This window comes from Paenibacillus sp. MER 180, from assembly GCF_023713665.1.
Taxonomy (GTDB): domain Bacteria; phylum Bacillota; class Bacilli; order Paenibacillales; family Paenibacillaceae; genus Paenibacillus_B; species Paenibacillus_B suaedae.
Genome location: NZ_JAMAVT010000017.1, coordinates 14,619 through 34,002, shown reverse-complemented (window position 1 = coordinate 34,002; position 19,384 = coordinate 14,619). Strand labels below are relative to the sequence as shown.

Genomic DNA, 19,384 nt, shown 5'->3' with positions numbered 1-19,384 from the left:
GGCTGCGCGTTCATTTATATCTGCACCTTCCGCTTAGCCTGAAACGGATACATCTTGTACTCGCCATTACCAGATGAATATTTCAAGATGTTCCAATCATCCGGCACCCCATTGTAATACGCGCCAATGCATCCAGTCGTACAGCGATGACCAGCAATTAAAATATTCACTTCTTGGAGACTTTCGTCCTCCATCAGCTCATTCATGAATGCAAATACCCTCTTCGCATAACTGCGTGGTTCTTCGACTCCTCCATATACATTGGGATCAGGAATCCCCCCTAGCAGCTTTACCTCATTCTTTAGCAGACCATCGGCTTCCCCTAAATCATACACATCCAGTCTTGAATCAATTGTGGGATTTATCCCTGTCGCAATCTCTGCGGTCTGTACAGCTCTCTCTTGCGGCGAGGAGAATACGTAATCAAATGTAATCGGTTGAAGACTGTCTCGCAGCTTCTTATCGCAGCTTCAATACTCCTGCATCCTGCTCATTCCACACCCCGAATGCCTCAGAGAGATTATCATCCCAAAACATCGGGAGCCTCTCCTTCAACCCTTCTGACAGCGGCAAATTCGGCAGTTCATCCTTGTCCACCCAATATATAGGGCCTTCCTCCGTCCGCTCTATCAGTTGTCCTTCAAAAATGCTCGTCCGATAGCTGAAGACGAAGTATTTATCGCCTGTTTCATTGTTGTACCAATAGACGATTCCACATAGTTTCAAGTCGGATACCGTAAGTCCTGTCTCTTCTCTCATTTCTCGAATCGTGGAATCTACCAGACTCTCGCCTTCTTCCACATGACCTCCTGGAAACGAAAGGCCTTTCCACGATTTCACACGTTCCTGCACCAATACCCGATTTGTGTCAGGATCATAGATCATGCACATATTCGTCAACTCAACCTTGGACATACTTACAATCTCCTCTTTCTCGTATGCAGCAATTTACTACTCAATAATAGATATGTATACAACCCTACTGACCTTAATACGGTCTCCTAAACCTCTTCACCCGCAGGGCATCTTCTATGATCACATCACCCAGTCTTCGTTCCTTATACTCTTCAAGAATCTTTACGAAAAGTCGACTGATCAGAACGCTGTCTCCCACTGCATCATGTCTGGCTATGTCCGTATCGTCAATCTGATAGTACTGGATGAGGAAATCAGTTGAGGGGATATCGGCAAGCTCTGGATGAATGTTCGTGAACATGGCCTTCGTATCCAATACGAGATTGTTAATCATCGGCAATCCGGCTAGTTCACATTCCTTGCGCAACAGAGGAATATCGTATTCATAACCCGCCTGCGTCACGAGAATTCGTTCGCCAATGAACTGCGTAAATGCCTCATAGACCTGAGCAAAATCTGGCGCTTCATGAATCGCCTCATTCGTGATTCCCGTAAGTTCTGCAATATGTTCAGGGATTGGCTTCGGCGAACGCACAAGTGTTACAAAGGGTTCCTCCTCCTGAATCCCCCTTGCATCCATCTTCAATGCACCTATTTGAGTAATATGGTCGAGATGATGGTCGATGCCGGTTCCTTCAAAATCAAACACACAATACTGCTGATTCATAATACTCTTAATCGTTAATCCACTTAACTCATATTCTTCATTGGAAATGTTAGATATGTTCATTGGTGCCACCTCTCTATCGAATTAACAATATTATACACTCGATATGCAATCGCTTACTAGAAGTCCTAACCAAATAACCGGATCAGTCCACTCCTCCAACGGAGCGACTGATCCGGCTCATCATAAACGTTTTCCCTGTATCCTCAAATGGTACATGGAATTCTTCCCATCTTACTATCATACACTGCTACTTCACCTTACGTATACTCTATTCATGAAGCAAGCTTTCCTTACTCGAAGCATCTCAGCAGTTCCAGAGCTTCTTCATTATCTGGCTCCAGTACCAGTGCTTCGCGAGTGTACTTCAGCGCTGTGTCCTCCTGACCGAGCTCATAGCAGCAAATCGCCAAGCAGAATATTACAGTCGCAACAGGATCATCATCACTTGCTACAGACGTCTCCAAGAACTGCTTCGCATCCTCATACATCCCCATTTCAAAGAGGATCAGTCCTGAATCCAGAGCCACGTCATACTTCTGTTCCATGAAATAAAAAGCGGACCACATGATGTGAATACCCTGCTGAATATCGAGCATCTCCTCATCGTTGGCGTCAGGGAGCAAGCTTGAAATTTGCTTCGCACTCTGTATGAAAAATTCCGCGTCATAGCCGCCTAGTCTCCAGAAGGCTAAAATATGCTGCAAGTCCATCGTATCCAGATGCCGATCCACCCACACCTTCAGACTGAAGAAATCATCCGGCCCGAATCGTTCAATTCCTTGACGATACGCTAATCGGGTATTCACATAATTGTTGGGATCCTCCAGCATGAAGATGCAACCGACATTAATATCCTTATAATGATTCGGCGGGAACAGCGCCAGAGCGCCTCTCTGCTCAAATGCATATTGGAACGCATGATAGTTCGCTGTCAGTGAGAAGCTGCCGCCGTGGTGAACGATTTCAGGCGGGTCATTAAACTTCCAGTTATCCAGTCTATGATCGCCTTTATCCGCAGTAAGCAGCACAAATCCCTGCTGGGACAACTTATTTAGTCTATCCAAGCATCTCAATCCTACCTCTGGGAACAAGACATGAGAATCCTCAAGCTCCTGCTGGTACAGCGCGATTACTTCTCGATAGGGATAGGCTTCATCTTCGTATGCCGGAGCACGGCGATGCTCATAGGTCAGCGTCATATTTCTAAGCGGATCTACTGGAGCAGTATCGTCCTTTTCCTTGAACTCAACGAGAACATCACATTCATAGATCTCGCCATTTCCTACATAAATCAGCTCTTGCGGGATACTGTCAAAAAAATAGTTCGCCAAAATAAGCAGCGGCTGTGTCAAATCGCCTGGACGAATCGTTTCTTGAGCAATGTTGAGATTCAATTCCTTATCATGAACTGCGTCGTATGTGGCAAAGTCGAGTATCCCCTGTTCCACGAAGCGCTTCAATTGAGGATGCTCCCGCCATCCTTCCACATTCTTGGCAGCTAAATCCGTCATTACATACCGGAATGGGGGCAGCAAGATTCCTGCATCATCACGAAGTTCACACAGCTTATGAAGAATATGAAAGGCAAGCCTTCCTGCTCCCGCTCCCAGTTCCATAATGATAACGGGTTCCGAGCGCTCTCCACGTTCAGCCCGATCCCGAAGAAAACCGAAAATAATGTCCGCATATCCAGTAGCGATCATCGGATTGCTTGTGATGTATTGGGGCACCTGATCATTATTCCATGCCTTGAGCCCTTTGCGTTCGTAGTATGCACGCTGTAAATCCCATATTGGTGCTTCGCTAAAGCGGTATCGTTGTTGTCCCTCTTCCATTCCTTGCAACCCTGCTCTCTATATGTCATAGTAACCGTGCCAATCATCTACAACTTACTCCTTGTTGGCACGGCAATCGTAACCGAATCTATCTTATGAATGGTACCATAATTACCGCCAGAACCAAAATCTCAGTTTTTAGTTTAAGCGTGATAAAAAAAGAGAACCCGCACAAGGTTCTCCTCCGATACGCTGACCCTTACTTCGCAACAAGCTCGCAAAGCACATATTTCTCAACAACCTTGGCTACGCCATCGTTCATATTCGTATCCGTTACATAATCCGCTAACGCTTGGATATCTGCTGGGGCATTTCCCATCGCTACACCGAGACCAGCAAACTTAATCATGGCAACATCGTTATAACTGTCGCCCATCGCAATGACTTCCTCCTGCCGAATTCCTAATTTCTGAATCAGTTCATGAAGGCTAGTGCCCTTGTCTACACCATGCTCGGTGAATTCCAAGAAGAACGGTTTAGAGCGCATGACACTTAATTGCCCCTCCAGCTGCTTCTGCAGTTTCTTCTCGATAATGGCAAGCTTGTCCGCATTCCCGACCATCAACACCTTTACGACAGGCTGCTGTACTGCATCTACGAAGCTATCCACTTCCAAGATCGGCATGCCAGTAATTTCGGATTCCTTCTCGACGTATTCATTGCAAGCTTCTGTCACAATATCATCGCCCACATAGGTCAAGACAGACATTTCCTCTTGCTGGCTAAGCGCGTATATATCACGAACCGTTTCTACTGGCAGCGTACTGTTGAACAGTTCTTCTTTCGTCGAGAAATTCGTAATCTTGGCACCGTTAAACGATAAAATAAAACTGCCGAATCGATCCAACTCCAGTTCCTCTGCAATGTCAATCATGGCATAGGTTGGTCGCCCTGAGGCGAGCACTACCTTGACCCCAGCGGCTTGCGCATCAAGAAGCGCTTGCTTCGTGCGCGGGGATATCGTCCGATCATCACGCAGCAATGTATCATCCAAATCAAGTACAATCATTTTATAGTTCATCTGTCAGCATTCCTTTTCGTCGAATAGATTAGTATCTCTACTATACCATTTTCACGAAGCAGATGGCGAATCTGCGAAGGAACAGATCATACCAATGCTATAAATATATCAATTTCATTGTCCTGACTGTTAGGCTTGTAACGTTCATCCCATTTCTCAAAATCATAGAAGCGCGCTGCATTGCCTGTCTCACGCAACCATTCGCCATATAAGAACTCATACGTCCGACTTAATTCGGATTCGAGACCATAGTGTGTGCAAGTCACATACTTACTCTCAGGGATGTTATGGCTTATCATTTGCGGAGGAATCGTTCCCAGACTCGCCACTTCATATCCAAAAATTTGTATAAACCGATCCTTTAGTGGATCAAAGTCGGATTTCTCAGGATAGATCTGCACCATAAGCACATCATCATTGTTGCGATATTGAATTTCATCTTTTTGTGTCACTAGCTTTTGATAGGTACGCCTGCCAAGACCCGATTCGAACTCCTCTATCGTGGCCTCAACCTGATATCCTACAAGTTGCATGGCCTGCAGTGTAACCACTGTAGCTTGCATTGTATCTCCTCCAGTTGCGATGCTATTGCCAGTTGACATGCATCGAATCTTCAATCATATAAGCTGTATCGTTCCTTCACTCGTCGCACTATTTGGCTTACTATGCAGGAGAATATCTCATCGCTACAAATTCAGTGTCCTGCTCCCCTATTTTACTTGTGAACGAGATTCCCCTAACAAACCCAGTACGCTCATACACTTTAATCGCTCTTTCGTTGAAGGCAGCGACAACCAATTGAATCTTCTCTCCTCGATTCAGCTTCCGAATGTAGTCCAAAACCTGAGCTAGGAACTCCACCCCTTTTCCCTGCCCTGTATAGTCGGGTCGAAGTCCGAGACCGATATCAATTGCTTGCTCATCTTCATAGATACCAGCCGCATAGCCTCCCGGAACACGGGCAGAGTTGCCAATACAGATGTAGCCGATTAGTTCATTCTCGTCATCGACGGTATAATAGAATTCTTCTTCTAGCATCTCCTTGATGGACTCGTCATCCCCATCCATACTGTACAAGGAATAGATACCCTCATATTTCCACGTACAAATGATAGCAGCTTGCTCCTCCGTCATCGGGTGAAAATGATAAGTTGTCATGTTGAATCAATCCTCTCTCTTAGCCAATTTATTTTCCCATTCATACGCCAGCTCATTTCGTCATGTACCAAGTTGCGTAGGAATCGGTATGCATATCAATTCAATATCAACGATGAAACTCTATCATGAATGGCCCCTCCTGATTCAAGCAGAGATCAATCTGTTCTCGAAACCCTGGCCAAGTGATCTTGCTTCGCGCTTCCTCTACAGAATAGTAACCGACCTCGTCACTTTCCTCGGTCGTTTGGAGGGTTCCTCCAATAGGATTAGCGAGAAACAGCGCTGTGCACACGGAATCCCTTACATGTTGAAATAGTCCACAGTACTTGATGATCTCTATGTCGATGCCTGTTTCTTCCCTAGCTTCGCGAACGGCTGCAGCTGTAATAGATTCCCCTTCTTCCACCCGTCCAGCTGGAATCTCCCATCCCCGCTTCGCACCACGAATGAGCAAAATGTCATGATTGCTGTTCCTTACAATCACGGCTGCAACAAGTGTATGCCTAGGTGATGCATTCATCTGTGAATCGCTCCTTTCCGCTCTGTTCCACCATATAGAGCTGCTGTGTTTTGCAATCCCATCACCATTCTCTTCGCGGACTCATTTGTCCTTTCATTCGATCCCGTCTTCCTTTTCCTGAATGTACAGATCCAATGCTCTGATTCCCCGCCGTGCTAGCTTAATAAAGAGAACAAGACAATAGATTGAGATGACAAATGCTCCTATGTAGAAGACAAAAGATAAAAAAGAAAAAAACATAGCTATACCCATACCAGATCACTCCTGTTTCATGATTAATACGTGAATATCAATCTTCAGACAGTCAGCCATGAATCGCTTCTTCCTCTTACCTTGTGAGATCGTAACAATAACGCATTTTATTTGCCAAAACATTCTCTCATGTACGATATCAGCGCTCTAAGTTAGATGCTTCCGATACCCTTCTACCTTCTCATCCTTGAAGCCGAGCCGTTCATAGAATTGATGCGCCTCTTTGCGCTGCTCGCCAGATACAAAGATGATGTAATAACAATCACGCTGCCGCGCCATGTTTTCAATTTCCTGCATTAGCTTCTTACCAACACCTTGCCTGCGAACCACTGGGGATACAATCACATTCTCAATTACCATGAATGGCTTACAATCTCCCACAAGATCATGACATATAATGCCCATCAAGGAACCCACTAACTGCTCCTCGTCAAATGCTCCCAGAATGATGTATTGTTCATTATGCTGGATCGTTCGGTATACCTGCTCCAGCTTCGCTTGGTTCGTCTGCTGTCCCATTAGCTCTCGATAGAGCTGGCTTAATGCCAGCAAATCATTTTCCGTAATTGACCTTATTGTAATCATCGTTATCCTTCTTTCCTACCGATTCCCATATATTTTTTCAATGCGATCTCCTTACTGTCGTTGTAGCACACAATGATAATCACTGCTCATTACATCTGCTTGCCATCTTAGAAATTACAACTCTTATCTTCATGTCAAGAATATGTATGATATGCCCAGCCCATTCATCCGTACTGCTAAACCCGCATTAAACAATTACGTATACGCTGTACGCTGTCCGTTATTCATTGTGCCAATAGAAGGAGTATCGTGAATGCTGGACAAATCCTATCGCCTTGTAAAAGGGATGATCTGAAATGACATACGCTTTGTTCGCTCCTAATACACTGCAGCGCTTTAGCGCTTCTACTACAACCGCAGCACCAAGCCCCTTCCCCCGATAACTCGGGATAGTGACTACAGGTTCGATATACGCATAATCGGTTTGGGGACTATACCATAATCCGCAATAAGCCACATATTCCCCGTCCTCATTAACCGCAACAATATGCAAGGATGGGTTCATATGAGTTGCAGACAGCATCGCTTTCTGCTTCTGTATGGTTACTTCATCTATGGGAACTGGGCCATCGTGATCGAAGCCTTTCCACAGCACGGTCTTGTGCTTATATACGTCTGTTTCTGCATCCAAACTATTGAGCGTAATGCCCGACGGTAGCACGGAATGATGTTTGATATTTGCAATGGAACACGCAAGAATATTTTCACTCTGATCATGTTTTACAAATCCTTTATTTTGCAAGCGTTGAGAACGTTCCGAGTCAGTATCGTTCACTGCGACTCCAAGCCCATTTTCATCGCTGAAAGTCTTCACAGCGTATTCGACAATTTCATCTTCCAGTTCTTCATATCCTTGCTTCGTTGCAAAAAATGCTTCACCCGAATAGTGATCATAGGTAGCCAAACCCACTAATTCAAGTTCATCAAACCATAAACCGATTTTTGACCGTAAGCTTCTATCGAAATCGGGGTGGAAGTACATCCACTCCCATCTAGCCCAATTCCAATTTATATGCTTGCGATGCTCTTGCGAGATGTCGATTAAAAATTGAAAAACCTCATTATAATTACCATCATGATACGTTTTACATTGAATGTTCACTTGTCATCCCTCACTTATGCTGCTGTAGTTTCTATGATGAAATGCTAGAAATTTGCATCCGTATATGGATTGTAACCTCATTCCTAGCTGGTGGGAGATAATAAACAGACCAAAAACGATTTTTACATATTTTCATTCATTCGTGCGAACCAATTTTCATTTGCTTTCTTAACTTGCCATCATCCACACTGCTCTACTTGGTAGAGTTTAACGTGCAGTTACTCTCCACAATCTCTGAACGCCTATACACTCATCTTTCTCATTCAATTCCATTCTGTAAATGTCGGGTTTGGAAGTCTGGAACAGAAAATCTACATCATATTGACTATCGAAGCAGCTCATCATTAATGTCATGATAGCTCCATGCGTGCCAATCGCAATCTTTTTGCCTCTATTGGTATGTACGATTTGTTGTAATACGCGCATAGCCCGCTCCTGACAAACCGCAATCGTTTCTCCTCCAGGTAGCGAATAAGCGGCATCCGCAAACATCCTTCTGACCACAGGATACAGCTCATCGTTCGCTACAATGCGATCACCGGGGACAAACACCATTTCTCTCAAATCTTCAAAGACGTGAATCTCTTTCCCTTGGGACTTCGCCAGACCTTCCAAAGTGAGGACTGCTCTCGAATATGGACTAGATACGAACGTATCTATCCCCTCTTCTTGTAGGATATCCGCGACAATACGAGCATCTTCCTTGCCTTTCTCCGTCAAGCCACGCGTTCTTTCATTTCCTTCCGTCTTAGGCGATTCACCATGACGAACCATATATATGGTTGTAATTACTTCCTCCATAACTCCTCCAGTCGTGAACAGAAGTCATCCGTATTATCCCTGCTCCATACCTTCACATCACAATACACACTACACCAGCAAAAATAAGAACGGCTCCCCCTATTTTCTGCAATTGAAATCGTTCCTTCAAGAGATAAATGCCAAGGAAGGAGCCGATAACAATACTGGTTTCTCGCACTGGCGCAACATAACTAACGGGAATTTCCGTTAGAACGATCAATACGAGAATATATGATAATCCAGCTAATCCCCCTGCAACCGCCATACTGCCCCAGTATTTTTTCCAATGTGTACGAACTCGTTCCCACCCTCTCACTTGCAGACTCCCAAGTATGAGCACCTGTCCCATATTTTCGATTACATTCAAGGATACCGGGTGTATGATAGAGACCGCCAGCTTATCGAATAAGGTGTAACCAGCAATGGAAAGGCCGACAAATAGCGGATAAGGCGACGTTAGCATAGAACGAATCGACTGCCTCCCGCTGCCAAGACCAGTGTACAACACAAATATTCCTATGAAAATAAGTACACTTCCTACGATACTCATCCATGTAAAAGGTTCTTTGAGCAGCGTAATCCCAACTGCCACAACGATTAGCGGGCCTAGCCCCCTAGCTATGGGATATGTTAAGGTAAAGTCATTCTTCTCATATGCCTTGGAGAGGATAAGGGCATATAAGCTATGGAGCACAATACTGCCGAGCCCCATAAGTACCCATTCCCAAGTTATGTGTTCGTCCTTAGGCCACAGCACTATACTAACGGGTAGAAATAAGATGACAGACCATACCCGCAGCGACCACAGAAATATCGTTTTGTCCTCACTTTGCTTCAACATGATGTTCCAGAATGCATGCGATAATGAAGCAATAATCACCAGCAGCAACCAGTAATTTCCCATTTGAACCTCCACATGTTCGCTCAATCCGCTATTCCTTCTCATTCATGCTGAATACAGCTGCCATCATACGCTTGCATCACACAGGGGTGCTAACGGTTCAACGACCTTGCTAGGCGGAATCCAAGATCCTCGATACGGAATGTGGGATGGCTGCGCCGACGGCATGTTGCTCCGCATCCTCTTGCTTCTTCAGCCCAGCTTCCCCCGCGAAAGACTCTATAAGAGCCGTACACCTGCTCATCATAAATATCCCAGCACCATTCCCATACATTGCCGAGCATATCGTACAATCCCCATGCATTCGGCTCCTTGTTCCCAACCTCATGGAGCATGCCTTGTGAATTATCATTGTACCAAGCAATCTGATCCAGCTCGCCATACTGGTAGCTAGAATTCCCTGCTTTACATGCATATTGCCACTCTGCTTCGTTCGGTAGGCGATAGCCGTCTGTCTCCACATTCCATTGAACCGTCTCCCCATCGCTCCCTATCGAGTAGCATGGCGTCAATCCGGATCTTTGTGATAGTAGATTACAAAAGACAACAGCGTCCTTCCACGAAATATTCACTACGGGCATGTGATGATAATGTGAAGAGTTAGCAGCGGTATCCGATTCTCCTACAACCGCCTCATATAACCCGTTCGTAACCGGATAAACTCCAAGAAGAAAGGGTGGAATGGTTACTTTCCATTGAAGCTTTTTGCGATCATCTCGCAAATCTTCCTCTCCGCCTGGAATTTGCACCATCGAATAAAGTTTGGACATATCTCTCACCTCAATGTTCGAATCTAATATATCAACATACGTTTACGTTTCTACATCTGTTCGCTAGAATGGATGTAAGCAATGTAATCAGTCAATACCTCTTCGTGTCCCAACAGTCTTAGCATAGTAGAAATGTTGCCTCTATGGTAAGAACCGTGATTCACGATTTGGTACACGATGTCGGAAACCGTGTTGTGAACCTCTACTCCCCTCCGTGTTCGGTAGGTCATGATCTTCTCTGGATCAGGAATCGAACCTACATATGCACGCATTTGAGTGTATAAGTTATTCGTGTAATCAATTGCTTCCTGAGTTCACATGTTCCCCGCCATTCCAAGCGTACTCTCTGCTTCGTCATATAGCCAACAAGAACCAACACAACTTATACATCTACTTGCAGGCAAAGCGTTGATATCTTCTTCCGTTCTCCATTTTTACCGTTACTGTGCCATCAGAGATCTCGTCGATAACTTTATCCCAGAACCTCTGCGCGGGAACGTTATTCTCTAATTGATGCAGTTCCCACTCGCCGCCATATTGCTTAAATATATGCTCCGCTGCAATCTGACCTACTCCCGTACGTCTAAATTTACGCATAACAAACAAATGTGCAAAATCATAGTAGTGCCTTTGCTCATCTCTTACCCTGATCAATAGAAATCCCGCTGCTTCACCATTTATCGTAATGAGGTAAGGATGATGCATTATGGGATCATCCCAATACTTATCGATGTCCGGCATCGGACGATATGTACCATCTTCTTGAATGGACGCACCAGTATATTCTGTAAAATCATAAATATAGAACTGGATTAGCTGTTTTATTCGCTGCTTTTCAGCTTGGGCGGCTCTAGTCACAACAACCTGATTCATATCACCACTCCCTCTCACTCCGAACTGATGTGTCTCACCACCTAGAATTTTCAATCCTCCGCCTCAACTATCCTGAGCTGTAGTCACTCAATTCTCCAACCGAAATGGGCGGGACTTTATGATTTCTGTTCCATCTGCAGCCTTAATCTGCAGCACCATTTCTCGGGCCTCAGCAATTCGAACGGGATTGATCATGGAAACAAACAGATTCCCTTTTCCATTCGACTTAAATATCGTTTCATCTTCGATGGTTCCTAGCCGTATCACTACATTTTCTTTCGGGCCAAACATTACCCCTTTCCCATTGGCATCTGCTACCGATATGTTATATCCCTTCCCTGCCTGAAGTCCTCTAGCCGACACAACAAAATCTACGGTAGATGCATTGTAAACAACGGTAACTCTGCCATTCTTCTTTTCCTGAAATGGAACGTCTACTGTATCGCCTTGCTGAACAATAAAGAGCTGATCATATTTCAGAAAGGTGCATGAGGTAATTACGAGGAACATAGCCGCAACAAAGATGATTTTTATCGTGCGCATTCTTCCCCTCCTCTCATCAACGAATATCCTTGTCTCTATTATATTTACCTTGCCAATATTCGCCAACAGCGTACCGTTATGAGCATACTTGCTGCGGGAGACCAATCGCTTCCACGACCTCGATCTCCTGTCAAAAATAAGAGATATACGCATGCGGCAATAAAAAAACAAGGGCGAGCTCAGAGGGTACATACCCCTTAAACTCGACCTTGTTCTATTCCAGAAATCATCCCACAAGAGTAATAAAAACTACTGATGTGGCACTTGCAATTTGTTTAACCAATTTGGATAATATTTACATTTGCAGAGACAAACTTAATCTCCTGTATATTCATATTCATAAGCTGCAGTTTATTAGTTCCTGGCCCTGTATTGAATACGGCGCTCCCCGCTCCACCTGATCGGGATACTCCGTCCGCTAATGATGGGGCGACCGATAAGCTCTGATCCAATGGAATCCCGTTCAATGTCAACTGAACAAGGACAGACAAGTTAGCCATTAATGGACTCTCGATGAAGCTATAGGATGCAAAATAGGTTGCATTCGGAGCCAAATCAATCACTGTCCGATTGTTCGTAGAGAACGTTATGCCGCTGCCATTCGTCACCTTCGCCGCTAAGAAGGGAACCGGTGAAACCGGCCCTACATTTTCATAGCCATAGCTAAAAATTGCAGCGTTATTCCTTGTCACCCCAGCAGATGCAAAATTGTCGATTTCCGTCACACGTACGTTAACGCCGCTGAAATTCGATCCAGAAGCTTCAACTGGTGAAAAGCCGATCAGCTGCAAAATACTCGGATTCGGACTGGAGGGAGTATTGAATATCGCTCCTCCGGTCGCATTCGCAGTAGGCGTATTCTGTCCAAATGGAATTGTGGTAGGAAAAGAGAAGCTTTGCGACCCCGGTATTAGCTTTCCGTTCAATCTAAGCTCTGTAGCGATGATGTGGTTGCTCGATGCCGTGGTAAAATCAGCATTATATTCGACTAAATACGCTTTACTCGCATCAAGAAGAATGTTTGTCATTCCTTGCAGCCGTATGGAGGTACCGTTCTGGACAATGACTGATAACATCGCAGGGGCGCCATTGACCGGAATCGATCCACAGCCGGCCGAACAACCGAAATTCGCACTGCTTCCCATCTCTATTCGCCCCCAGCTGCTATTGTAGCTTAATGATCGTAATCGACGTCTGGTCGAAGGTTCTATCATTGGGTTCAAGATTAACTAAAGTCAGAATACTTGAACTAGCTCCTGTATTAATGATCGTATTCGATAATAATGACGTAATGGCTTGAGAAGCTCCTGGCAAGGACTGCATCTGTGAATCTGTTCCCGGAATCGTTGTTCCATCCAATTGCAGAGCAACATGTGCGGTAATGTTACCCGCTGTGAGCAGCTCTGCCTTCGTCCGGTAGGCGATATAATAGGTTTGATTCGGTGCCAACACGATATCCGTCGAGGCAGGAGTATGCGTAATGGAGGTGCCGTTCAACGTGAAATTCTCCTCGAACGGAATTGCGCTGCCAGACGTAACCAGAATAGAACCAGGAGAACGGATGAATGCGTTGTTCGCCGTGATCTGAACTCCGGTTGCTCCGGTCGCTCCGGCTGCTCCAGTTGCTCCGGTTGCCCCGGTACTTCCGGTTGCTCCGGTCGCCCCGGTAGCTCCGGTTGCTCCCGTCACACTTGCCCCAGTCGCTCCGGTTGGCCCAGTAACACAAGGGCATACTCCAGTTGGCCCAGTGGCTCCGGTCGCTCCAATCGGGCCTGTACCGCCAGTTGGGCCTGTACTACCTGTGATACCTACGGCACCTTGTGCGCCAGTTGCTCCGGTTGCTCCGGTTGGCCCCGTTGAGCCTGTGCTGCCAGGAAGTCCAGTTGCTCCGGTTACCCCAGTAGAACCAGCTGCTCCTGCAGCGCCTCCCGCCCCCGTACTGCCAGTAGCTCCTGTTGAGCCCGTCGAGCCAGCAATGCCAGCTGCACCTGTATCGCCCGTTGAGCCCGCCGCTCCGGGCACCCCAATTGACCCAGTAGGGCCAGTAGCTCCTGTTGCGCCAGTTGCCCCCGTTGAGCCCGCTGCTCCGGTTGCTCCGGTTGGCCCTCTTGTACCGACTGGTATCTGCAGCACCTCTTCCAGCTTGTTATTAAGCACGAATTCGAGCTTAATCGCTTCTCGCAACGTATTCACGATACTGTCGTTTACTGCCAGTACATCACTCACTGTAGCAGGCGTAGTTAATCCCGGCAGCGTTCCTAGCGTGAATTGGAGCTTTTCTGCCTCCGCATTAACAATGTGGCTTAGTCCTAACTCCTCTAACGCTATTGAGGCTAACAGCAAATTCACCGCTTCGTTCGTCGACACAGAAATATTCGGCGTAATATTAGGGATATTGGCTTGCGACACGATTTCTCACTCCCTTGCTGACATCATCAGATTGCTAATTTAGCGCAATAATGCTTATATTTACGTTTCGATTGCTGTTGGAGCGTGAGAACAGCATGATGCTGGACGGTGCTCCGGATGGTGCATTCACGATGACACTTCCCTTTAACGTTGCGAAATCCCCCGCAACGGTACTCATAAATATCGTTAGGATGCTTTCCCCATTAAAAGTCAGAATCACATCGAGTCCTCCTGAAGGGTTGCTCGCATCAATATCAACTTGTGCCACGATATAGTACGTATGATTGGGTTGAAGCAATATCGTGCTCGAACCCGGAGTGAACGATATTAAGCTGCCGCTCAGCAATCTTGCCGTAGCGAACTCCAAAAATCCCGCCGGACCTGCAGGTCCAGGTGTAATGATACTCGCGAAATTCGCCGTAGCGAGCGCCATCGCCCCTGTTACCCCCGCTGCCCCTGTCGCTCCGGTGGCTCCAGTGGATCCCACTGCTCCGGTCACACCCGTTGCTCCCGTTGCTCCTGTTGGCCCCGGTATTCCCGTTGCCCCTGTCGCTCCCGTTGGGCAGCCAGTAGGGCAGATACCTGTAGGTCCCACAGGGCCGGCGTTGCCTGTTATACCGGTAGGGCCAGTAGGACCGACCGGACCTGCAGCTCCTGTATTACCAGTGAGCCCGATTGATCCGGCTAGACCAGTAGAGCCAGTTGCACCTGTCACGCCTGTAGTGCCGGTTGCTCCGATCGAGCCCGTTGCTCCGGTCGCTCCCGTCGAGCCTGTTGGCCCAGTAGCACCTATCGTGCCTGTTGCTCCGGTTACACCAGAAGAACCGGTTGCTCCGGTTGCTCCAGTCGCACCGACAGGCCCTGTGATGCCAGTAAGCCCAGTTGCTCCAGATGGACCTGTAACCCCAGTTGCACCAGTCGGTCCATTAACCCCTGTGGGTCCTATGGATCCCGTAGCACCAGAGCTTAGCAAGGGAACAAGACCCTCTACAATTCTATCGAGTTTCATCTGTGATACAATTTCCTGCTGCACGACCACTTTCAATGTATCTAGTGTACTGCTGTTCAGCGCTAGCAATTCTGGAATTGTAGGCACTGTGGTCAAGCCTGGAATTGTTCCCAATGCAAATTGAATTTTCTCGCCTTCAGCGTTAAGAATATGACTTAGCCCTAATTCCTCCAATGCGATCGAAGAGAGCAATAGAGGAATTATTTGATCCCTGGAAATCGAAATAGTAGGTGTAATATTGGGTATGTTTGCTTGCGACATTTCACTCACCCCTTATGAAGTGCCATAATAAGAGACCTAGCATCATAGCTGATGTGCTCGCCATATGGGAAAATACTGAGCCTCATCTTGTGAATTACAATATAGCAATAACCGATATCGATACATTCGTGAAATCCGTTGCCACACCTGACGTATTGATAAGCTCTAACGTACCTGGAGTCCCCCCGGTTTGAATGATCGTGTGTGAGGACAGCTCTACGATTACACCTGCAACGGTATCGTAACTTGCAGTCGTGACGATGACATTAATTCCATTGAATTGCAGAGTCGCGGATGCTGTCGTTCCAGCGGTCGTAGCCTGCGTCTCGTAATCAACGAAGTACGTATGATTTGGAGCAAGTACGATTGTGGATGTCAAAGGTACATGTGTGATTAATGAACCATTTACAGTTAAATTCGTTTCTAATATAAGCGGAGCGCCGTCCGCTACCGTTTGTGTTCCGACAGTGACAAAGTCGGCGTTGTTCACCGTAATCAAGCCTCCGGTGGCTCCAGCTACTCCGGTGGCTCCGGTGCTTCCAGTCGCACCAACTGCTCCAGTCACACCTGCCGCTCCCGTTGCTCCTGTAGCGCCAACCCCATTAGGACCCGTCGCTCCGGTCGGCCCTGGTGGACAATCCGGACACGGCCCGGTAATTCCCGTTGCTCCTGTTACTCCGGCGACTCCCGTTGCTCCTGTTGCACCCGTATCGCCCGTTGCTCCAGTAACACCTGTTGGCCCGGTCGTTCCCGTTGCTCCAGCTGCACCAGTCGCTCCGATGGCCCCTGTAGGGCCAGTCTCGCCAGTTGATCCAGCCGTACCCGCAGCCCCGGTGGCTCCAGTTCCACCTGTTAACCCAGTTGCCCCTGTCGCTCCGGTCAGCCCAGTTGGCCCTGTCGGGCCCAATGCCCCCGCTGAACCAGTCTCGCCTGTTGCCCCCGTGCTTCCAGCGGCTCCGGTGCTTCCGGTAGCTCCAGTTGGCGATAAGCCGGTAGGCCCTGTTGGGCCGGTAGCCCCCGTCGCCCCCATTTGCGGAGCAGCTGCCGCATTCAGTACCTGCTCCAATTTGTCCTCAATAATCAATTCCTTTTGAATCGTCGCAGCCAACACGTTGCGAACGCTGGCATTGGTTTGCAATACATCGCTAATAGTTGCAGGAGCTTCTAACCCAGGAAGCGTCCCAAGGACATATTGAATTTTCTCTGCCTCCGCGTTCACTAGATGACTAAGCGAGAGCTCTTCCATAGCCATTGAAATAAGCAATAAATTGATTGCATCGTCTCTAGTAATACTTATTTGGGGTGTAATGTTCGGTATATTGGGATTTGACATCCAGCTTCCCTCCCTCAGGAAAGTAGTTCCTGATAGATTGTGAAAACGTACCATGTAATAGGAATCTACTACCTAGCGATTGAACAATATCGCTATCGCTCCTTTTATTTTATGTAAATCGATTTTTATTGCGTGGGACAAAATAGAACAAAAAAAATCGATTCTCACGAATCGATTAAAAATAAGAGTTTGCCATGGAATCGCCATGCACAAAATATATAGATAAAATTGTTTCATCTAGCCTCGCTCTCGATACTCCTCTTCAGTCAGCCCAACTTAGAGCCGGTCATGATACTTGCCATTCATGTAAACGGAGTTACCAGTCACGATTTTCTTGCCTTAACTACATAATGAAAATTGATTGCTCTTAATCCTTTGTCAGTTGCATGCTCTGCAAATACCTGTTCAACGCCCCGAAGACAAGTTGACCAGACATATTCACGAACTTCCTTCCTCTGCCCAAAGCACTTCTTTATTAGCACATCTTCTGGCCTTGTCAAATACTCTACTTCCTCAACCAGTTGAACCTGAAAATCGGCCAATCCGGCTGATCGCTGAAACTGATATCTCGTGACCAAATCATCCAAATCGTAAGGATCATAAGATAGCAGGGTAAACAATCCAGGGAGCAGGCTTCTAAGCCCACCATCTGTCCCTCCATGATATAAACCCATCATCATCCCATTCGGCTTTAGAATTCGAGATGCCTCCTCGTATAACCACGGCCCCTTCTTCGTATAAACGAGGTCGAACGTGTTGTCTGCAAAGGGCAGCAATGCATCCTCCGCATTTACGAGCATGAAATGTACTGACTCACTTCCATTGAGCTGCTGCGCCTTTCGAATAAAATTCTCTCGATTATCTATTCCAACAGCTTCCCTCACTCTATGATTCCAACGTCTAGTAAATTCACCGTGCCCACATCCAACATCTAATATCCGTGAATCACTAGTGAGATGCGACATTATCTCCTTTTCATAAATCATTTCCGCCGTTGGTTCTTCAAAGGTAGATTTCCACGGATACTGGTATTCTCCTACGATATCATTCAGCTCTGCATACCACTCAGGGCTATGCGGTTGTATCCACTCAGGATGCAGCGATGGATCGGGAAACATTACAGTTCTATTCATGATTACACCTTCAGCCTTTCTCGCTCATCACATCAATCAAGAGCGTTGGTTCGAATATGATTTCTTCTATTTCGCCATCATGGTTCACTTTGACTGCTGTAAGCCCAACAGGTCGATATGCCCCTGTATCGATAATCAACGTGCTGCTTATGCGATCAAATTCCGCTTTCCCTAACTTGCAAGGCGTGTGTCCGATAATTTGCAATTTACCAATATTCTTGAGTTTCCCTCGATTCCACAACACGCTGTCTGGATGAGAACCATGCACATCACCAACAACCAACAGTTCCATATTCGTCCTCCATGAAGTGGCAACACTCACTGGCCATCGATACCCATTATATTCCTATAGAACATGTTCGATCCTCACTCTCATTTTCCTCTATCAAATAGAAAACGTACCCCGATAACCCGATAGTTCGGTTACTTGGATACGTTTCATCTTCTTGCATCATGTGCACTTATATATTCTGTGTTTTTCTTAACGCGGTAATATGGGCAATATGATGATTGCCATGCCAAGCGTACAATCCCACATTATAATCTAATCGAATTACTTCTTTGGAACCCGGGTGGTAAAACTGTTTTTGAAAATCAGCCTCAGATAACGATCGCAATAACACAACCCATCTCTGATGCAATGCTTCGAGCAACTGAATCGATAATTGGATATTTGTATGTACCGAGTCCGGCAATTCAGCCCATCGTTCTTCATAATAGGGCTTAATCTCAGGTGTATCTTCCGTTAGAGCAAGCTTGAATCTGATAAAACTATTCATATGACTATCTGCAAGATGGTGTACAACTTGGCGTATTGTCCATCCACCTTCGCGATATTCCAGGTCTAACTGCTCTTCAGATAAGTCTCTTACGGCATCCTTCAGTCTAACAGGGAACTCTTCAATCTCGTTGATCCAAAGATCGCGTTGCGAAGACGAAATCTCTCCGGTGTGCTCAAATCTACCAATGGGGTATCGCTTATCCAACTGATTCATCAGGGATCACTCCTATTTTTACTGCATATTACTCAAATCGTATGTGAACTTCAACAGCTTACGCCTTGGATGAATCCATAGCTGCTCTTAATGTAAAGTACATGAGATTGTCCTTCAATTTCTTCCCTTGATCAAATCCCATTTTCTTAAGCAGCCTCTGCGATTGAATATTATCTCCATAAATCTCGTAACTTCTGGAATGGACAAATGTCTATATACGGCATCCGCATCTTCCATCGTTAATTCCCGCATACTCAATCTTTCCGTTTCTAGTTCTGGGTATATCATCTGTAATTCT

The 19,384-nt window shown here is 46.3% G+C and carries 24 protein-coding genes; all 24 read right to left on the bottom strand.

Annotation, left to right across the window (positions count from 1 at the left end; all coding sequences use genetic code 11):
• Nucleotides 1-14: 14 nt before the first annotated feature.
• The 24 genes from M3661_RS23260 to M3661_RS23145 all read right to left on the bottom strand — a co-directional run bounded on the left by M3661_RS23260 (nucleotide 15) and on the right by M3661_RS23145 (nucleotide 19,374).
• Nucleotides 15-455 carry a histidine phosphatase family protein gene (locus tag M3661_RS23260; protein ID WP_083189387.1) on the bottom strand — a complete coding sequence of 147 codons (441 nt, stop codon included), beginning with the start codon at nucleotides 453-455 and terminating at the stop codon, nucleotides 15-17.
• A gap of 4 nt (nucleotides 456-459) precedes the next feature.
• Nucleotides 460-915, bottom strand: coding sequence for an 8-oxo-dGTP diphosphatase (locus M3661_RS23255; protein WP_065292707.1), 456 nt, complete (start codon nucleotides 913-915; stop codon nucleotides 460-462).
• 73 nt (nucleotides 916-988) lie between these two features.
• The gene (locus M3661_RS23250) at nucleotides 989-1,645 is read right to left on the bottom strand and encodes a 3'-5' exonuclease (protein WP_251489073.1); all 657 of its coding nucleotides are present in this window, start codon (nucleotides 1,643-1,645) and stop codon (nucleotides 989-991) included.
• Nucleotides 1,646-1,875: 230 nt separating this feature from the next.
• Entirely contained in the window at nucleotides 1,876-3,420 is a 1,545-nt protein-coding gene (locus tag M3661_RS23245) for an SAM-dependent methyltransferase (protein ID WP_251489071.1), read from the bottom strand.
• A gap of 199 nt (nucleotides 3,421-3,619) precedes the next feature.
• Nucleotides 3,620-4,441 carry a Cof-type HAD-IIB family hydrolase gene (locus tag M3661_RS23240; RefSeq protein WP_251489069.1) on the bottom strand — a complete coding sequence of 274 codons (822 nt, stop codon included), beginning with the start codon at nucleotides 4,439-4,441 and terminating at the stop codon, nucleotides 3,620-3,622.
• 86 nt (nucleotides 4,442-4,527) lie between these two features.
• Entirely contained in the window at nucleotides 4,528-5,004 is a 477-nt protein-coding gene (locus tag M3661_RS23235; RefSeq protein ID WP_251489067.1) for a GyrI-like domain-containing protein, read from the bottom strand.
• 100 nt (nucleotides 5,005-5,104) lie between these two features.
• Entirely contained in the window at nucleotides 5,105-5,599 is a 495-nt protein-coding gene (locus tag M3661_RS23230; protein ID WP_251489065.1) for a GNAT family N-acetyltransferase, read from the bottom strand.
• A 106-nt stretch (nucleotides 5,600-5,705) separates the two neighbouring features.
• Nucleotides 5,706-6,119 (bottom strand): NUDIX hydrolase, encoded by a 414-nt coding sequence (locus tag M3661_RS23225; protein ID WP_065292713.1) that lies wholly within the window; start codon nucleotides 6,117-6,119, stop codon nucleotides 5,706-5,708.
• 399 nt (nucleotides 6,120-6,518) lie between these two features.
• On the bottom strand, nucleotides 6,519-6,956 hold the full coding sequence (locus tag M3661_RS23220) for a GNAT family N-acetyltransferase (protein ID WP_251489063.1): 438 nt from the start codon (nucleotides 6,954-6,956) through the stop codon (nucleotides 6,519-6,521).
• Between the two features lie 220 nt (nucleotides 6,957-7,176).
• Nucleotides 7,177-8,058 (bottom strand): GNAT family N-acetyltransferase, encoded by an 882-nt coding sequence (locus M3661_RS30560; RefSeq protein ID WP_251489061.1) that lies wholly within the window; start codon nucleotides 8,056-8,058, stop codon nucleotides 7,177-7,179.
• A gap of 207 nt (nucleotides 8,059-8,265) precedes the next feature.
• A complete protein-coding gene (locus M3661_RS23210) occupies nucleotides 8,266-8,859 on the bottom strand; it encodes a histidine phosphatase family protein (RefSeq protein WP_065292716.1) in 594 nt (197 codons plus the stop codon).
• Between the two features lie 52 nt (nucleotides 8,860-8,911).
• A complete protein-coding gene (locus M3661_RS23205; protein WP_251489059.1) occupies nucleotides 8,912-9,763 on the bottom strand; it encodes a DMT family transporter in 852 nt (283 codons plus the stop codon).
• Between the two features lie 89 nt (nucleotides 9,764-9,852).
• Nucleotides 9,853-10,530 carry a formylglycine-generating enzyme family protein gene (locus tag M3661_RS23200; RefSeq protein ID WP_251489056.1) on the bottom strand — a complete coding sequence of 226 codons (678 nt, stop codon included), beginning with the start codon at nucleotides 10,528-10,530 and terminating at the stop codon, nucleotides 9,853-9,855.
• A gap of 50 nt (nucleotides 10,531-10,580) precedes the next feature.
• Nucleotides 10,581-10,802 carry a DinB family protein gene (locus M3661_RS23195; protein WP_397376545.1) on the bottom strand — a complete coding sequence of 74 codons (222 nt, stop codon included), beginning with the start codon at nucleotides 10,800-10,802 and terminating at the stop codon, nucleotides 10,581-10,583.
• A 118-nt stretch (nucleotides 10,803-10,920) separates the two neighbouring features.
• Nucleotides 10,921-11,403, bottom strand: coding sequence for a GNAT family N-acetyltransferase (locus M3661_RS23190; protein WP_251489049.1), 483 nt, complete (start codon nucleotides 11,401-11,403; stop codon nucleotides 10,921-10,923).
• Between the two features lie 87 nt (nucleotides 11,404-11,490).
• A complete protein-coding gene (locus M3661_RS23185) occupies nucleotides 11,491-11,946 on the bottom strand; it encodes a hypothetical protein (RefSeq protein WP_251489046.1) in 456 nt (151 codons plus the stop codon).
• A gap of 275 nt (nucleotides 11,947-12,221) precedes the next feature.
• Complete coding sequence (locus M3661_RS23180) at nucleotides 12,222-13,091, bottom strand: hypothetical protein (protein ID WP_065292720.1); 870 nt, start codon at nucleotides 13,089-13,091, stop codon at nucleotides 12,222-12,224.
• Nucleotides 13,092-13,110: 19 nt separating this feature from the next.
• A complete protein-coding gene (locus M3661_RS23175) occupies nucleotides 13,111-14,355 on the bottom strand; it encodes an alpha-helical endospore appendage domain-containing protein (protein ID WP_311279620.1) in 1,245 nt (414 codons plus the stop codon).
• Between the two features lie 34 nt (nucleotides 14,356-14,389).
• Nucleotides 14,390-15,625: an alpha-helical endospore appendage domain-containing protein gene (locus M3661_RS23170; protein ID WP_285853226.1), complete on the bottom strand. Its 1,236-nt coding sequence runs from the start codon at nucleotides 15,623-15,625 to the stop codon at nucleotides 14,390-14,392.
• Between the two features lie 94 nt (nucleotides 15,626-15,719).
• On the bottom strand, nucleotides 15,720-16,958 hold the full coding sequence (locus M3661_RS23165) for a collagen-like triple helix repeat-containing protein (RefSeq protein WP_251489044.1): 1,239 nt from the start codon (nucleotides 16,956-16,958) through the stop codon (nucleotides 15,720-15,722).
• 323 nt (nucleotides 16,959-17,281) lie between these two features.
• Entirely contained in the window at nucleotides 17,282-18,091 is an 810-nt protein-coding gene (locus M3661_RS23160; RefSeq protein ID WP_065292722.1) for a class I SAM-dependent methyltransferase, read from the bottom strand.
• Nucleotides 18,092-18,101: 10 nt separating this feature from the next.
• On the bottom strand, nucleotides 18,102-18,383 hold the full coding sequence (locus tag M3661_RS23155) for a hypothetical protein (RefSeq protein WP_251489041.1): 282 nt from the start codon (nucleotides 18,381-18,383) through the stop codon (nucleotides 18,102-18,104).
• A gap of 169 nt (nucleotides 18,384-18,552) precedes the next feature.
• Nucleotides 18,553-19,086: a YfiT family bacillithiol transferase gene (locus tag M3661_RS23150; protein WP_021256427.1), complete on the bottom strand. Its 534-nt coding sequence runs from the start codon at nucleotides 19,084-19,086 to the stop codon at nucleotides 18,553-18,555.
• 114 nt (nucleotides 19,087-19,200) lie between these two features.
• Nucleotides 19,201-19,374 carry a GNAT family N-acetyltransferase gene (locus M3661_RS23145; RefSeq protein ID WP_251489038.1) on the bottom strand — a complete coding sequence of 58 codons (174 nt, stop codon included), beginning with the start codon at nucleotides 19,372-19,374 and terminating at the stop codon, nucleotides 19,201-19,203.
• Nucleotides 19,375-19,384 lie beyond the last annotated feature (10 nt).

Excerpts from the sequence above, each read along its gene's own strand:
- M3661_RS23150 (WP_021256427.1), bottom strand. The coding sequence starts at position 19,086 with ATGAATCAGTTGGATAAGCGATACCCCATTGGTAGATTTGAGCACACC.
- M3661_RS23220 (WP_251489063.1), bottom strand. The coding sequence starts at position 6,956 with ATGATTACAATAAGGTCAATTACGGAAAATGATTTGCTGGCATTAAGC.
- M3661_RS23145 (WP_251489038.1), bottom strand. The coding sequence starts at position 19,374 with ATGATATACCCAGAACTAGAAACGGAAAGATTGAGTATGCGGGAATTA.
- M3661_RS23160 (WP_065292722.1), bottom strand. The coding sequence starts at position 18,091 with ATGAATAGAACTGTAATGTTTCCCGATCCATCGCTGCATCCTGAGTGG.
- M3661_RS23255 (WP_065292707.1), bottom strand. The coding sequence starts at position 915 with ATGTCCAAGGTTGAGTTGACGAATATGTGCATGATCTATGATCCTGAC.
- M3661_RS23195 (WP_397376545.1), bottom strand. The coding sequence starts at position 10,802 with ATGCGTGCATATGTAGGTTCGATTCCTGATCCAGAGAAGATCATGACC.
- M3661_RS23225 (WP_065292713.1), bottom strand. The coding sequence starts at position 6,119 with ATGAATGCATCACCTAGGCATACACTTGTTGCAGCCGTGATTGTAAGG.
- M3661_RS23210 (WP_065292716.1), bottom strand. The coding sequence starts at position 8,859 with ATGGAGGAAGTAATTACAACCATATATATGGTTCGTCATGGTGAATCG.
- M3661_RS23180 (WP_065292720.1), bottom strand. The coding sequence starts at position 13,091 with ATGGGAAGCAGTGCGAATTTCGGTTGTTCGGCCGGCTGTGGATCGATT.
- M3661_RS23230 (WP_251489065.1), bottom strand. The coding sequence starts at position 5,599 with ATGACAACTTATCATTTTCACCCGATGACGGAGGAGCAAGCTGCTATC.
- M3661_RS23155 (WP_251489041.1), bottom strand. The coding sequence starts at position 18,383 with ATGGAACTGTTGGTTGTTGGTGATGTGCATGGTTCTCATCCAGACAGC.
- M3661_RS23205 (WP_251489059.1), bottom strand. The coding sequence starts at position 9,763 with ATGGGAAATTACTGGTTGCTGCTGGTGATTATTGCTTCATTATCGCAT.
- M3661_RS23170 (WP_285853226.1), bottom strand. The coding sequence starts at position 15,625 with ATGTCGCAAGCAAACATACCCAATATTACACCTACTATTTCGATTTCC.
- M3661_RS23200 (WP_251489056.1), bottom strand. The coding sequence starts at position 10,530 with ATGTCCAAACTTTATTCGATGGTGCAAATTCCAGGCGGAGAGGAAGAT.
- M3661_RS23185 (WP_251489046.1), bottom strand. The coding sequence starts at position 11,946 with ATGCGCACGATAAAAATCATCTTTGTTGCGGCTATGTTCCTCGTAATT.
- M3661_RS23235 (WP_251489067.1), bottom strand. The coding sequence starts at position 5,004 with ATGCAAGCTACAGTGGTTACACTGCAGGCCATGCAACTTGTAGGATAT.
- M3661_RS23240 (WP_251489069.1), bottom strand. The coding sequence starts at position 4,441 with ATGAACTATAAAATGATTGTACTTGATTTGGATGATACATTGCTGCGT.
- M3661_RS23245 (WP_251489071.1), bottom strand. The coding sequence starts at position 3,420 with ATGGAAGAGGGACAACAACGATACCGCTTTAGCGAAGCACCAATATGG.
- M3661_RS23190 (WP_251489049.1), bottom strand. The coding sequence starts at position 11,403 with ATGAATCAGGTTGTTGTGACTAGAGCCGCCCAAGCTGAAAAGCAGCGA.
- M3661_RS23250 (WP_251489073.1), bottom strand. The coding sequence starts at position 1,645 with ATGAACATATCTAACATTTCCAATGAAGAATATGAGTTAAGTGGATTA.
- M3661_RS23165 (WP_251489044.1), bottom strand. The coding sequence starts at position 16,958 with ATGTCAAATCCCAATATACCGAACATTACACCCCAAATAAGTATTACT.